At 60.5% G+C, this 14,880-nt stretch carries 12 protein-coding genes; 6 read left to right on the forward strand and 6 right to left on the reverse strand.

Annotation, left to right across the window (positions count from 1 at the left end):
* The first annotated feature begins 97 nt into the window (after positions 1–97).
* From hrpA to AB4P96_RS10185, 4 genes are all read left to right on the forward strand, one after another.
* The gene (gene hrpA / locus AB4P96_RS10170) at positions 98–4,009 is read left to right on the forward strand and encodes an ATP-dependent RNA helicase HrpA (RefSeq protein ID WP_170039192.1); all 3,912 of its coding nucleotides are present in this window, start codon (positions 98–100) and stop codon (positions 4,007–4,009) included.
* Between the two features lie 334 nt (positions 4,010–4,343).
* Complete coding sequence (locus AB4P96_RS10175) at positions 4,344–5,465, forward strand: beta-ketoacyl-ACP synthase III (RefSeq protein WP_176991410.1); 1,122 nt, start codon at positions 4,344–4,346, stop codon at positions 5,463–5,465.
* Between the two features lie 124 nt (positions 5,466–5,589).
* On the forward strand, positions 5,590–6,204 hold the full coding sequence (locus AB4P96_RS10180; protein WP_395600736.1) for an RNA polymerase sigma factor: 615 nt from the start codon (positions 5,590–5,592) through the stop codon (positions 6,202–6,204).
* Entirely contained in the window at positions 6,198–6,431 is a 234-nt protein-coding gene (locus AB4P96_RS10185; RefSeq protein ID WP_017134841.1) for an anti-sigma factor, read from the forward strand. Before AB4P96_RS10180 ends, AB4P96_RS10185 begins: the two co-directional genes overlap by 7 nt.
* A gap of 120 nt (positions 6,432–6,551) precedes the next feature.
* Here the strand turns inward: AB4P96_RS10185 and AB4P96_RS10190 are convergent, their stop codons facing one another.
* Positions 6,552–7,874, reverse strand: coding sequence for a putative porin (locus tag AB4P96_RS10190; RefSeq protein ID WP_017134842.1), 1,323 nt, complete (start codon positions 7,872–7,874; stop codon positions 6,552–6,554).
* A gap of 282 nt (positions 7,875–8,156) precedes the next feature.
* Between AB4P96_RS10190 and AB4P96_RS10195 the strand changes: the two genes are divergently transcribed.
* A complete protein-coding gene (locus tag AB4P96_RS10195; RefSeq protein ID WP_026013510.1) occupies positions 8,157–9,281 on the forward strand; it encodes a GNAT family N-acetyltransferase in 1,125 nt (374 codons plus the stop codon).
* An 11-nt stretch (positions 9,282–9,292) separates the two neighbouring features.
* On the opposite strand, the gene aqpZ is transcribed toward AB4P96_RS10195, so the two are convergent.
* From aqpZ to AB4P96_RS10220, 5 genes are all read right to left on the reverse strand, one after another.
* Positions 9,293–9,994 (reverse strand): aquaporin Z, encoded by a 702-nt coding sequence (gene aqpZ / locus AB4P96_RS10200; protein WP_017134844.1) that lies wholly within the window; start codon positions 9,992–9,994, stop codon positions 9,293–9,295.
* 281 nt (positions 9,995–10,275) lie between these two features.
* Entirely contained in the window at positions 10,276–12,108 is a 1,833-nt protein-coding gene (locus AB4P96_RS10205; RefSeq protein WP_017134845.1) for an ABC transporter ATP-binding protein, read from the reverse strand.
* A gap of 82 nt (positions 12,109–12,190) precedes the next feature.
* Complete coding sequence (locus tag AB4P96_RS10210) at positions 12,191–12,754, reverse strand: peptidylprolyl isomerase A (protein ID WP_016979352.1); 564 nt, start codon at positions 12,752–12,754, stop codon at positions 12,191–12,193.
* A 3-nt stretch (positions 12,755–12,757) separates the two neighbouring features.
* Positions 12,758–13,561 carry an alpha/beta fold hydrolase gene (locus tag AB4P96_RS10215; protein WP_017134846.1) on the reverse strand — a complete coding sequence of 268 codons (804 nt, stop codon included), beginning with the start codon at positions 13,559–13,561 and terminating at the stop codon, positions 12,758–12,760.
* 14 nt (positions 13,562–13,575) lie between these two features.
* Entirely contained in the window at positions 13,576–14,499 is a 924-nt protein-coding gene (locus AB4P96_RS10220) for a LysR family transcriptional regulator (RefSeq protein WP_017134847.1), read from the reverse strand.
* A gap of 49 nt (positions 14,500–14,548) precedes the next feature.
* Between AB4P96_RS10220 and AB4P96_RS10225 the strand changes: the two genes are divergently transcribed.
* Positions 14,549–14,863, forward strand: a complete 315-nt coding sequence (locus tag AB4P96_RS10225; RefSeq protein ID WP_395600737.1) for a 3-phosphoglycerate kinase — start codon at positions 14,549–14,551, stop codon at positions 14,861–14,863.
* Positions 14,864–14,880: the final 17 nt, after the last annotated feature.

Genomic DNA, 14,880 nt, shown 5'->3' on the forward strand with positions numbered 1-14,880 from the left:
CCACATTTGATCCGGTTTACTTAGCCGTCTGCCAGATCAGCTGCTTTTCTGCCACACTTGCCGGCCGTGCATAAATAGACGACCTGCAAAGTACCTGATGACTGACCAAGCGCCCGCTATCGACCAACTGCTCAAAAACCTCGATCACGCCATGCTCGCCGACCGCCACCGCTTGCGGCGCCAGTTGCTTGAGCTGCGCAAGAAGCCCGACGAGGAGAAGCTGGCGCAGTGGGTCACGCGTATGCAGGCGTCCTGCGCCCAAGTCACCGCGCGGCGTGCCAGCCTGCCAGTGATTCGCTATGACGACAGCCTGCCGATCGCGGCCAAGCGTGACGAGATCAAAGAGGCGCTAAACAAGCATCAGGTGCTGATCATTGCCGGCGAAACCGGTTCGGGTAAAACCACCCAGTTGCCGAAGATCTGCCTGGAGATTGGGCGCGGCCAGTACGGCCTGATCGGCCACACCCAGCCGCGCCGGATTGCTGCGCGCAGCGTCGCCAGCCGGGTTGCCGAAGAGCTGGCCACGCCATTGGGCGCGCTGGTCGGCTATCAGGTGCGTTTTGAAGACCAGAGCGATTCCAACACGCTGATCAAGCTGATGACCGACGGCATTTTGCTGGCGGAAACCCAGAACGACCGTTATCTGGAACGCTACGACACCATCATCGTCGACGAAGCCCACGAACGCAGCCTGAACATCGACTTCCTGCTCGGTTACCTGAAAACCCTGTTGCCGCGCCGCCCGGACCTTAAAGTCATCATCACCTCGGCGACCATCGACCTGGAGCGCTTTTCCAAGCACTTCGACGATGCGCCGATTGTCGAGGTCTCGGGCCGCACCTTCCCGGTCGACACCTGGTATCGCCCGTTGACGCTTGAGCAGGACGAGGAGGGTAACCGTGTCGAGGATGACTTGACCGTCGACCAGGCGATTCTCGCCACCCTCGACGAAATTGCCGCCTATGAGCGCAGTGAGCGCCGCAGCCCCGGCGATGTGCTGGTGTTTTTGCCCGGCGAACGCGAGATTCGCGACGCCGCCGACATGCTGCGCAAGGCCCAGCTCAAACACACTGAAATTCTGCCGCTGTACGCGCGCCTGTCGCCGGCCGAACAGCAGCGGATTTTCCAGTCCCACCCAGGTCGCCGCGTGGTGTTGGCGACCAACGTTGCGGAAACCTCGCTGACCGTGCCGGGCATCCGTTATGTGATCGACAGCGGCACCGCGCGCATCAGCCGCTACAGCTACCGCGCCAAGGTGCAGCGCCTGCCGATCGAGGCGATTTCCCAGGCCAGTGCCAACCAGCGTAAAGGCCGCTGCGGCCGGGTTGAGCCGGGCATTTGCATTCGCTTGTACAGCGAAGAAGATTTTATCGGCCGTCCGGAATTTACCGACCCGGAGATCCTGCGCACCAACCTCGCCGCGGTGATCCTGCAGATGCTGCACCTGCGCCTGGGCGAAATCACCGACTTCCCGTTTATCGAACCGCCGGATGGCAAGGCGATCAGCGACGGTTTCAACCTGTTGCAAGAACTCTCGGCAGTCGACCGCAACAGCCAGCTCACGCCGCTGGGCCGCCAACTGGCGCGCTTGCCGGTGGACCCGCGCATGGGCCGCATGCTGCTCGAAGCGGCCAAGCTCGGCAGTTTGCAGGAAGTGTTGATTGTGGCCAGTGCCATGTCGATCCAGGACCCTCGCGAGCGTCCGCCGGAGCGCCAGCAAGCCGCCGATCAGGCCCACGCACAGTGGAAAGATGCAGACTCGGACTTCGCCGGGCTGGTTAATCTGTGGCGCGGCTTTGAAGAACAGCGCCAGGCGTTGACCGCCAGCCCGTTGCGTAACTGGTGCCGCAAGAACTTCCTGAATTACCTGCGCCTGCGCGAGTGGCGTGACTCCCATCGCCAGTTGAGCCTGATCTGCCGCGATATGCAGCTGACCCTCAACAAGGAACCGGCCGACTTTGCGAAACTGCACAAGGCGGTGCTGTCCGGTTTGCTCAGCCAGATCGGGCAAAAAACCGAAGACGGCGATTACCTCGGCGCACGGCAGCGGCGCTTCTGGATTCACCCGTCCTCGGGCATCGGCAAAAAACGTCCGCAATGGCTGATGACCGCCGAACTGGTGGAAACCACCAAGCTGTATGCGCGCATGGTCGCCAAGATCGATGCCGACTGGATCGAGCCGCTGGCCGGGCACCTGATCAAGAAAAACCACTTCGAACCGCACTGGGAAAAGAAGCGCGGCCAAGTGGTGGCGTTTGAGCAGATCACCCTGTTCGGGCTGATTGTGGTCGGGCGCCGGCCGGTACATTACGGGCCGATTGACCCGGTGGTGTCCCGCGAGTTGTTTATTCGTGAAGGTTTGGTACGCGGCGAGATTCAATCCCGCGCCAAGTGCCTCACGGCCAACCAGCAACTGCTGGAACAGCTCGATGAACTGGAGGCCAAGGCCCGTCGTCGCGACATTCTGGCGGATGAAGAAACCCTGTACGCCTTTTATGACGCGCGCTTGCCGGCAGAGATCCACCAGACCGCCACGTTTGACAGTTGGTACAAGGTCAACAGCCAGAAAGACCCGCAACTGCTGATCATGCGTGAAGAAGACGTGCTGGCCCGCGAGGCCAGTGAAGTCACGGCCGCGCATTACCCCGACACCCTGCACCTGGGCGACCTGGAACTGGCCCTGAGTTACCACTTTGAACCCAACCACCCCCGCGACGGCGTAACCCTGCGCGTACCGGCGCCATTGCTGCCGGCGTTGCCGCCCGAGCGCCTGGAGTGGTTGGTGCCGGGTGTGATCGAAGCCAAGTGCATTGCGCTGGTGCGCAACTTGCCCAAGGCGCTGCGCAAGAACTTTGTGCCGGTGCCGGATTTCGTCAAGGCCGCCCTGCAACGTATCGAATTTGGCCAGGGCTCGTTGCCCCAGGCGCTGGGCCGCGAATTGCTGCGCATGACCGGCGCGCGGGTCAGCGATGAAGCCTGGGCCGAGGCGGCGCAGCAGGTGGAAAGCCACCTGAAGATGAACCTGGAGGTGGTTGACGGCCAGGGCAAGTTCCTGGGCGAAGGCCGCGACCTGGCCGAGCTGACCGCACGTTTCGCCGAGGCCAGCCAGGCCGCATTGGCTGTACCGCAAACCGCGAAAAGCCAACAGCCGGTGGAAGCCAAGGTGTTTGCCGCCGTGGCGGAAAAGACCCAGCAAAAGATTGCTGGCCTGTCGATGACGGTGTATCCGGCACTGGTCGAAGAAAACGGCACGGTCAAGGAAGGGCGTTTCTCCACTGCCGCCGAAGCCGAGTTTCAGCACCGCCGCGCCTTGCAGCGCCTGCTCATGCAGCAACTGGCGGAACCGGCAAAATTCCTGCGCGGCAAATTGCCTGGGTTGACTGAGCTGGGCCTGATGTACCGCGAGCTGGGGCGCATTGATGCGCTGGTGGAAGATATTCTGTTGGCCAGCCTCGACACCTGCGTGCTCGAAGGCGAAGCCAGCCTGCCGCGTGACGGCGCGGGTCTGGCTGCGTTGGCCGAACGCAAGCGCGGCAGTTGGACCGAACACGCCGAACGCCTGGCGCGCTTGACCCTGGACGTGCTGAAACTCTGGCATGGCTTGCAGAAACGCTTCAAAGGCAAGATCGACCTGGCCCAGGCGGTGGCGTTGAACGACATCAAACAGCAACTCAGCAACCTGGTGTATCCCGGTTTTGTGCGCGAAACCCCGGCGCAGTGGTTCAAGGAATTGCCGCGCTTTCTCAAGGCCATCGAGCTGCGCTTGGAGAAGTTGCCAAGCCAGGTGCAAAAGGATCGGGTCTGGAGCTCGGAATTGGGCGGCTTGTGGGCGCAGTACCAGAACCGCCTGAACAAACACGCCCAGGAAGGCAAGCGCGACCCGCAGTTGGAACTTTACCGCTGGTGGTTGGAGGAATACAGGGTGTCGCTGTTTGCCCAGCAGTTGGGCACCAAGGTGCCGATTTCCGATAAGCGTTTGAGCAAACAGTGGAGCCTGGTCGAGGCCTGAGTTCTTCCTCGATCCTCCAGGCAACGCCCAACCCCTGTGGGAGCTGGCTTGCCTGCGATGGCATCACCACCGTTTGGCTGATACACCGCAGTGTCTGCATCGCAGGCAAGCCAGCTCCCACAGTGGATTGCGGGGGTTAATCCTGGGGATGGCGCCAAATGCGCGAGGTTGTGGCAAACTTCGCAGTCATAAAGACCGGTAACGCCGCGAAACACTGTGGTGCGATGGGATAAAGCGTTGCCAGTTTGATGCCCGCTGGAGGGTATCGAACGAATTAAAGTTTGGTACGACGGTACCAATATCTTCTCTGCCTGACAGATTTAGAGGAACGACCGTGCATAACGTCGTCATCAGCGGCACTGGCCTGTACACCCCGGCCAACAGCATCTCCAACGAAGAGCTGGTGCAGTCTTTCAATGCTTACGTGCAACAGTTCAATTCAGACAACGCTGCCGCCATCGAGCGCGGTGACGTGCAGGCATTGACCGAGTCCAGCGCCGCCTTTATCGAGAAAGCGTCGGGCATCAAGAGCCGCTTTGTGATGGACAAGGACGGCATCCTTGACCCACAGCGCATGGCCCCGTGCTTGCCCGAGCGCAGCAACGACGAGTGGTCGGTACTCTGCCAGATGGCCGTCGGCGCCGCCGAACAAGCCCTGCAGCGCGCCGGCAAGACCGCCGCCGACATCGATGGCGTGATCGTCGCCTGCTCCAACCTGCAGCGCGCCTACCCGGCCATCGCCATTGAAGTCCAGGAAGCCCTGGGCATTCAGGGTTTCGGCTTCGACATGAACGTAGCGTGTTCCTCGGCCACCTTCGGCATCCAGAACGCGGCCAACAGCATCCAACTGGGCCAGGCCCGGGCGATCCTGATGGTCAACCCGGAAGTCTGCACCGGCCACTTGAATTTTCGCGACCGCGACAGCCATTTCATCTTCGGTGATGCGGCCACGGCGGTGATTCTTGAGCGTGCTGATCTGGCGACCTCCGAGCACCAGTTCGACGTGGTCAGCACCAAGCTGCTGACCAAGTTTTCCAATAACATCCGCAACAATTTCGGTTTCCTCAACCGTACCGCCGAAGAAGGCATCGGCGCGCCGGACAAGCTGTTCGTGCAGGAAGGCCGCAAAGTCTTCCGTGATGTCTGCCCGATGGTTGCCGAGTTGATCGGTGTACACCTGCAAGAAAACCAACTGAGCGTGACCGACGTGAAGCGCTTCTGGCTGCACCAGGCCAACCTGAGCATGAACCACCTGATTGTGAAGAAGCTGCTGGGCCGCGAAGCCTCGGTGGAAGAAGCGCCGGTGATCCTTGATACATACGCCAATACCAGCTCGGCGGGCTCGGTGATCGCGTTTCACACCTATCAGGACGATCTGCCCAAGGGCTCGGTTGCAGTGCTCAGCTCGTTCGGTGCGGGTTACTCGATCGGCAGCGTGATCCTGCGCAAGCGCTAATCTTGTGGGAGCTGGCTTGCCTGCGATGGCATCACTGTGGTGTGACTGATCCACCGAGGTGCCTGCATCGCAGGCAAGCCAGCTCCCACATTGATCCTATTTCCAAGGCAAGATCGAGGTTTGAATGGCAGCAGCGGACGACGCGCACCTGCTTGAACGGCTGCTCAAGGGCGAGCAGCGGGCCTACAAGGAACTGGTCACTACCTATCAGAGCGCCATGCGCGCGGTTGCCTATGCCATTGTCGGCCAGCGCCACGCCGATGAAGTGGTGCAAGACGCCTGGTTGTCAGTGGTACGCAACCTGGCCAAGTTCGAAGGGCGCTCCAGCCTCAAAACCTGGCTGCTGACCATCACCGCCAATTCTGCCAAGGGCCGCTACAAACAGAATCGCCGGGAAGTATTGCTCGACGATTTGCCTTCGCCCCACGGCACCATTGGCGATGACCGCTTCGTCCCCGACGACGGCCACTGGGCCGTTGCGCCTTACGCCTGGCACCAGGACACCCCGGAAGCCTTGCTGACCCAGGATGAACTGCGCAAATGCCTGGAGCATACAATCCTGAGCTTGTCGGAGCTGCAAAGCAGCGTACTGGTGTTGCGTGAACGTCAGGGCCTGGAGTTGGAGGAGATTTGTAATCTTCTGACCCTCTCGCTCTCCAATGTCCGTGTGCTGTTGCATCGAGCACGGCTTAAAGTCTTCGCCACGGTGGAGCATTTTGAGGAAACGGGCGAATGTTGACCTGTAAGGAACAAGTGGCGCGGTCCAGTGACTACCTCGATGGGCAATTGACCTTTCGAGAGCGTTTGCTGGTGCGTCATCACTTGATGTTCTGCCCCAACTGCCGGCGATTTATTCGTCAGATGCGCCTGATGCAGGCGACTTTGAAGATCATGCCGGAGGAGCCGGTAAAGGACGCTGATGCACTGGCTGATCGGCTGGTGGCCGAAAGGCTCAAAGATCAGTAACGGTGGGAAAGAGGCAGGCTCGCGTGGGTGAGTCTAACGGATGATGGGGATCGACCCACCCACGCAAGGCTGTTGAAACCCCCTCGGGCCGTCCTGGCCCAAGGGTTATTGCATGCACATTTAGAACTTGGCTTCAGCATCCAACTGCAAGGTGTTGGTGTTGGCATCACGCTGCGTGCGGCTGGCGTAGTCAGCCTTGGTCAGGAAGTACGTGGCGCCGAGGGCGAAGTTCTTGTCGATGTCGTAGCTGACTTTGAGCTTGTGACCGCGCGAACCGGTGGTGCCGTTGGCGAAGTCCGAATCGGTGAAGGCGCCAACCACTGCATCACGTTGCGTATCGCGGTAGTTGTAGTCCAGGTTGAAACCGAACACCTTGGATTTGGCACCGATCAACCAGGCGGTGTCCTGGTCGGTCACCGCATCGTTGTTTTTCACGTACTGGCCGTAGAACGCCAAAGGCACGGCCAGGCCGCCGATGTCGGCTTGGGCAAAGCCTTCATACAGACGGAATTCGTTGTTGGCCGAGTTGCCGTTGACCGCCAGCGCGCATGGCGTGGTGGTGGTTGTGCAGCGGCTGTCCTTGTCGTTCTGGTAGGCGTAGACGCTGCCGCCCAGGGTCATTTTCAGGTTGTCGGTGAGCGAGAAGCGCGTGCCCAACTGGCCGGAGGTCAGGCGCAGGTCGTGGCGAAATTGCACGCCGTCGCCGTCTACGTTGTCCTTGAGGTTGTAGTTACCCAGGCTGCCGAACAGCTCGGCGCTGCCGCCCAATGGGTACTTGTAGGTGACGGCCAGGCCTTCAGGGTTGATGTCGCTATCCCAGATCACGTCGCCCATGTTTACCCACGGCTGCAGCATCTTGCCGCCGATCACGTGCAGGTTCTTGATCTGGTCCGGGTGGTAGTCGATGTAGCCCAGGTCCAGCCAGATCGACTTCTTGTCGAAGTAGTTGTCCTGGTCCTGGTTGGTGGAGCGCGCGTCGTCGCTGCTGCCGGTGGCTACGCGGATGCCGGTGTCGACCTGGGAGTTGATTTCGGTGTAGGCACCCAGGCGGGCACGGATGCGCTGACGGTCTTTGTCGCGGCCGCCGTTGTTGGATTCGCCCTGGATCTTCACGGTTTCCTGACGGAAGCGCACATCACCCTTGAGCTGAGTGCGTGCGGCCCAGGCCAGCTTCTGATCGAAGACGCTGAGGTCGTTGGTTTTTTTCGCGGTGGCCGCGATCTGCTCGTTGGTCTCTTGTTGAGCTTGCTGTGCGATCTGCTTTTCTTTCTGGTCCTTGGCTAATTCCGTTTGCAGTTCGGTGTACTGCGCAGCGGTGATCTGGCCGTTGGCCTTGAGCATGTCGAGCAATTTAGCGTCGACTGCAGCGCTGGCCGGAACGCTCAGGGCCAGCAACAGGCCGCCACACAGGGCCGCCGCAGTTTTAGTGGAAGCAAGACGCATATCAATCTCCGAAAGTGAGGAGGGATGGCAAACCATCCAGGACACAACCGACCGATGACGGACGGAAAATAGCCGCCTGGTAGAACCAGGCGCTCTAAAAACAGGCGTCAGTATCGCGATCGTTTATGACGGAGTAGTGGCTAAGTGATTTCACCTAGATGACAAATTATTTAATCTGGAACTAATTGTTTCGAGGTTTGTCGCGCTCGTTTCGAGGTGTGCCTGGCGCCGCGATAGGCGATACTCGCCAGGCTTTCACGCCAAGAAACAGTGAGGATGCCGATGCCGCTGCAACGCCTGGACAAGCTGTCTGCAATTGCCCCGCAAGTCTGGGATGCCCTGGTGCCGCAGGCCCAACCCTTTGTGCGGCACGCCTTTCTGAGTGCCCTGGAAGACAGCGCCAGCCTGGGCCCGCAGTCCGGTTGGCAGCCCGAGCATTTGCTGCATTGGGAAGGCGAGCGGCTGGTGGCGGCCTTGCCCAGCTACCGCAAGTGGCACTCCTACGGCGAGTACGTGTTTGATCACGGCTGGGCGGATGCGTGCGCGCGCGCGGGCATCGAGTACTACCCCAAGTTGCTGACGGCGGTGCCGTTCAGTCCGGTGAGTGGCCCACGTTTGTTGGCCAGGAATGCCGAGGACGGGGTTGAACTGCTGGGTAGCTTGCCCGGGTATCTGGAAATCGAAGGGCTCTCCAGTGCCCATATCAACTTCACCGACCCGTTGGCCGATGCCGCATTGGCTGGGCAGGCGGGTTGGTTGCAGCGCCTGGGCTGCCAGTTCCACTGGCAAAACCGCGGCTATCGCGACTTCCAGGACTTCCTCGATGCCTTGAGTTCACGCAAGCGCAAACAAATGCGCAAAGAGCGCGAGCAAGTGGCGGGGCAGGGCATCGATTTTGAATGGTTGCAAGGCCACGAGTTAAGCGAGGCGCAGTGGGATTTTGTTTACGCCTGTTACGCCAACACCTACGCGGTGCGTCGCCAGTCACCCTACCTGACCCGCGCCTTTTTCAGCCTGCTGGCCGAACGCATGCCCGAGGCGATCCGCGTGGTGCTGGCCAAACAAGGCGCACGCCCGGTGGCCATGGCCTTCAGCCTGATCGGTGGCGACAGTTTCTATGGCCGCTACTGGGGCTGCCTCGCGGAGTTCGACCGCCTGCACTTCGAAACCTGCTTCTACCAAGGCATGGACTACGCCATCGCCCACGGCCTGCAACGTTTTGACGCTGGCGCCCAGGGCGAACACAAGTTGATTCGCGGCTTTGAACCGGTGATCACACGGTCATGGCACTACCTGCGCCATCCGGGTTTGAAGAATGCCGTGGAAGACTTCCTGGAGCGCGAGCGGGTTGGGATTCTGGCGTATGCCGAAGAGGCAAGGGCAGCCCTGCCTTATCGGCAGGGCTGAACCCGTTTGCCTCAGGCTGGCTGCTCCTTGCCCAGCCATCGATAGGTCACGCCGCCGATTACAGCACCGAGGATCGGCGCCAGCCAGAACATCCACAACTGCTGGATCGCCCATCCGCCGACGATCAGTGCCGGGCCGGTACTGCGGGCCGGGTTGACCGAAGTGTTGGTCACGGGAATGGAGATCAAGTGGATCAAGGTCAAGGCCAGGCCGATGGCGATGGGTGCAAGACCCGGCGGAGCACGACGGTCGGTGGCGCCGAGGATGATCAGCACGAACATCGCCGTCATCACCAGCTCACAGACAAACCCCGCAGCCATCGAGTAGCCACCCGGCGAATGCTCGCCGTAGCCGTTGGAGGCCAGGCCCGACGCCAGTTCGAACCCCGGCTTGCCACTGGCAATGAAGTACAACAGCGCAGCGGCGACAGTGGCGCCGATTACCTGCGCGACGATGTAAGCCGGTAACTCCCTGGCCGGAAACCGCCCGCCCACGACCAGCCCCACTGACACTGCCGGGTTGAGGTGGCACCCGCTGATATGCCCGATGGCAAACGCCATGGTCAGCACCGTCAGCCCGAAGGCCAGGGCCACACCGAGGAACCCGATCCCGACGGCGGGAAACGCTGCGGCCAACACCGCACTCCCGCAACCGCCCAACACCAGCCAAAACGTACCTAACCCCTCTGTGATTGAACGTTTGAACAAAGACATGCGACACGTCCTTGATAGATAGCTCTACCGAATCAGCAAATCAGTGATGCTCCCTGCAGATTTACTTCAGCGCCCCTCTAGGCACTGCACTGATTACAGCACGCTTTTGATACAAATCCAGGCCATAAAAAAAGCGCCAGGGGCCCGTGGATTAGGGGCTTGGCGCTGATTAAAGGTGGGAGCTGGCTTGCCTGCGATTGCGGTGTGCCAGATAACCAATTCGGTACTGACAGTGCGCTATCGCAGGCAAGCCAGCTCCCACACTGTTTTGCGGTGTGTTTTTAATCGATGCCGACGAACCCACCCGTTTGGTGCTGCCACAACCTGGCATACAAGCCGCCATGGGCCAGCAGTTCGGCATGGCTGCCGGTCTCGGCAATCTGGCCTTTCTCCAGCACTACCAGCCGGTCCATGCGCGCAATGGTCGACAACCGGTGCGCAATCGCAATCACCGTCTTGCCTTGCATTAAGGTCTCCAGGCTTTCCTGAATCGCCGCTTCCACTTCCGAATCGAGTGCCGAGGTGGCCTCGTCCATGATCAGAAGCGGCGCGTCCTTGAGCAGCACCCGCGCAATGGCAATGCGCTGACGTTGCCCGCCCGAGAGTTTCACCCCGCGCTCGCCCACGTGCGCATCCAGCCCTGTGCGCCCTTCGGCATCCGACAGCAGCGGGATGAATTCATCGGCGCGGGCTTTGTGGATGGCGGCGTTGAGTTCCTCATCGGTGGCATCCGGCTTGCCGTACAGCAAGTTGTCACGGATCGAGCGGTGCAGCAGCGAGGTGTCCTGGGTGATCATGCCGATCTGTGCACGCAAGGACTCCTGGGCGACTTCGGCGATGTTCTGGCCGTCGATCAGGATGCGCCCGCCTTGCAGGTCGTACAGGCGCAGCAGCAAGTTGACCAGGGTTGATTTGCCCGCACCGGAGGGGCCGATCAGGCCGATTTTCTCACCGGCCTTGATCTGAAGGTTCAGGCCGCCAATGATCCCGCTCTTTTTGCCATAGTGGAAATCCACCTGCTCGAAACGCACTTCGCCGTGCGGCACGTTCAGGCGCGGGGCATTGTCGCGGTCGGTCACTGCCAGCGGTGCAGCGATGGTTTTCAGGCCGTCCTGCACCATGCCGATGTTTTCGAAGATGCCGTTGACCACCCACATGATCCAGCCGGACATGTTGACGATACGGATCACCAGGCCTGTGGCGAGGGCGATGGCGCCCACCGAAATCAGTGACTGCGTCCACAGCCACAACGCCAGGCCGGTGGTGGTGACGATCAGCACGCCGTTCAAGGTGCAGATCACCACGTCCATGCTGGTGAGCACGCGCGCGGCCAACTGGGTTTTTTCGGTCTGCTCGATGATCGCTTCCTTGGCGTATTCCTGCTCATTTTGCGTATGGGCGAACAGCTTCAAGGTGGTGATGTTGGTGTAGCCGTCGACAATGCGGCCCATCAATTTGGAGCGCGCCTCGGAGGAAATCACCGAGCGTTCTTTCACGCGAGGCACGAAGTAACGCAACGCCAGGCTGTAAAGAATGATCCAGGTGATCAGCGGGATCATCAGGCGCCAGTCCGCCTCGGCAAACAGCACCAGGGCGCTGATGGCGTAGATCGACACATGCCAGATGGCTTCCGCGGTCGCCACTGCCGAATCGCGCAAGGAGTTGCCGGTTTGCATGATGCGCTGGGCAATGCGCCCGGCGAAATCGTTCTGGAAGAAGTTCAAGCTCTGCTTGAGTACGTAGCTATGGTTCTGCCAGCGGATCAGGCTGGTCATGCCGGGGTTGATGGTCTGGTGCACCAGTAAGTCATGCAGGCCATTGAAGATCGGGCGCAGCAGCAGGGCAACCACGGCCATCCAGATCAGCTCGGCGCTGTGAATCTGGAAGAAGTTGGCGGGCGGCGTGCCTTGGGCCAAATCGATAATGCGGCTCAGGTAGCTGAACAATGCCACTTCGATCAACGCGCCGATCAGGCCGACCACCAGCAAGGCGGCAAAACTTGGCCACACCTGGCGCAGGTAGTAGAGGTAGAAGGGCAGGACTTTATCAGGAGGGGCGGCGCTGGGAGCGTCGCGGAAAATGTCGATCAGTTGTTCAAAGCGACGATAGAGCATTCAGTCTGACGCCCGCGTTGCGGGCTCTCCTTTCAAATGCGCACGCGGCGTTGTGGGCCGCGTGCGGAGCTTGCTGCGGACCTCAGTCGATGCGCTTGGCCGACTTGATCACAACAGGATCGATTGGCACGTTCTGCATGCCTTGCTTGGTAGTGGTTTGCGAGTTGACGATGACGTCGACGACGTCCATGCCCTTGACCACCTTGGCGAACACGGCATAACCCGCATCGCGGCCAGGGTCGAGGAAGGCATTGTCAGCCACGTTGATGAAGAATTGGCTGGTGGCCGAATTTGGATCGTTGGTGCGTGCCATCGACAAGGTGCCACGAACGTTATGCAGGCCGTTGCTGGCTTCGTTCTTGATCGGTGCTTCGGTCGGCTTCTGCGACATCTGCGCGGTGAAACCGCCGCCCTGGACCATGAAACCCGGGATCACGCGGTGGAAAATGGTGTTGGTGTAGAAGCCTTTGTCGACATAGGCCAGGAAGTTCTTGGTACTGATCGGCGCCTTGACCGGGTCCAGTTCGATTTCAATGTCGCCATTGGTGGTGGTGATCAGGACGTGAGGGGCCTTGGCAGGCTCAGCAGCCATCAGGTTGGCTGCGAACAATACGGAGCCGGCAAAGAAGGCGATTTTTTTCAGCATGGGTCAGTGATCCTGGGTAGTGGTTTCGACTGTCTTTAGAAAATCGAGCAAGGTAGCGTTAAAGACTTCGGGTTGATCCAAGGGCGTGGCATGGCGGGAATCTTCGATTACCACCAGCCGCGCATCGGGCAGCAGTTTTACATAGTTTTCTTTCTGCGCCACGGGGGTGTAGTCGTGGTCGGCGCTGATGACCAGGGTAGGACAGGTAATTCTGGAAAGTTGTTCCTGCACGCCCCAGCCGACAATCGCATCGAAGCTGGCGAGATAAGCACGTTTGTCGTTTTTTGCCCAGCGTTCGGCCATTTTGCGCCGCAGGTCGGCTTGCTCGGGTTTGGGGAACAGCCGATCGCCCAGCGCTTTGCCGATGGTGGCAAGGCTAAGCACGCGCGCCAGGCTCCAGCGCTTGGCCCATTGCCAGTAATCATCGGCGCTGCGCACCTTGACCTCGGGCGCGCTGTTGACGATGCACAGGCTCTTGACCTGAGCGGGGTCGTCCACGGCCAGCTGGAATGCGATCATGCCGCCCATGGATAAACCCACCACATGGGCGGGCGGCAGGTTCAGGTGTTCGATCAACGCCACCAGATCGAAGGTAAAACCCTGGATGCTGTAGCGTTCGCGGGGTTTGTCGGAGCGACCGTGACCGCGTATATCCACCACGATCAGGCGGTAATGCCGGGCCAGGACCGGAATCTGCAGTTCCCAATCCTGGCTGCTGGAGCCCAGGCCGTGGATCAGGATCAGCGGAGCGCCGTGACCGTATTCCTCGTAATGCAGGCTGCAGCCTTCGTGGTCGAACCAGGCCATGGGTGAACTCCGTCTCAGGCTTGCTGGGGGGCGGCGAAAGGTGCGTCCAGGGGAGCGGTGTCGAAGGTGCGCAACAAATCGATAAGAATCTGCGTGGCCGGCCCCAGGGGTTTGTCTTTGTTCGAGTACAGGTAGAACGTCGGGTTGCGGCTGCCGCCCTTTTCCAATGGCAGCTGCTTGAGCAGGCCATCCTTGAGTTCGCGTTCGATCAGGTGTCGGGGCAACCAGGCGAAGCCCAGGCCGCTGCTGACGAAGGTGGCGGCGGTGGGCAAGCTGCCGACGGTCCAGCGCTGTTCGGCGCCGAGCCAGCCGACGTCGCGCGGCTGCTGGCGGCCAGAGTCACGGATCACCACTTGCATCTGGCTTTCCAGGTCCTGGAAGCTCAACTCGCGGTTCAGGCGATGCAGTGAGTGGTCGGGGTGGGCCACAGCGATAAATTCCACGTCGCTCATTTCGGTGCCCAGGTAGCCTGGAATGATGAAGCCGCTGATGGCCAGGTCCGCCATGCCATCCATCAACAGCTCTTCAACGCCCGACAGCACCTCCTCACGCAGGCGCACGCGGCAGCCACGGCTCTGCGGCATAAAGGCGGTGAGGGCGCGCACCAGGCGTGCATTCGGGTAGGCGGCGTCCACCACCAGGCGTACTTCGGCTTCCCAGCCCTGTTCCATATGGTGGGCGAGGTCTTCCAGCTGGCTGGCGTTTTTGACCAGTTGCCGCGAGCGGCGCAACAGCACTTCACCGGCCTCGGTGAGCACGGCCTTGCGCCCATCGATGCGCAGCAATGGCACGCCGAGCTGGTCTTGCATGCGGGCCACGGTGTAGCTCACCGAGGACTGCGAACGGTGCAGTGCTTCAGCCGCCTGGGCGAAGCCACCGTGGTCGACCACAGCCTGCAGCGTGCGCCATTGATCGAGGGTAACGCGGGGCGCTTTCAAGATGAGCTCCTCTTGTCCTAAGCTGGCGGTCCTTATTGGAGACTGCCGAATGAGAAAATTCTGTTGTGTGTTGCTGGCGCTGCTGCCGATGAGCGCGTTTGCCTATTCCACCGACGTTACTAAAAAGATCGAGGGCGTGAGCATTGACTACAAGGCGTCCGACGTCGACAACGACATCAGTTCGATACAGCTGAATAATTACGGCACCAATGACGCGGTGTGCTCGGTAACCTTCACCAACGGCCCGGAATCGCCGCGTCGCCGAACGGTCACGGTGCCGGCAGGTAAAAGCACCAACACCACGGTCAAATTCACCCGCTCGATTATTAAGATGCGTATCGCCCTGGCATGCGCCCCAAAATAACGCCGCAGCGGAGCATG

The organism is Pseudomonas sp. B19125 (genome assembly GCF_044218855.1).
GTDB lineage: Bacteria > Pseudomonadota > Gammaproteobacteria > Pseudomonadales > Pseudomonadaceae > Aquipseudomonas > Aquipseudomonas edaphica.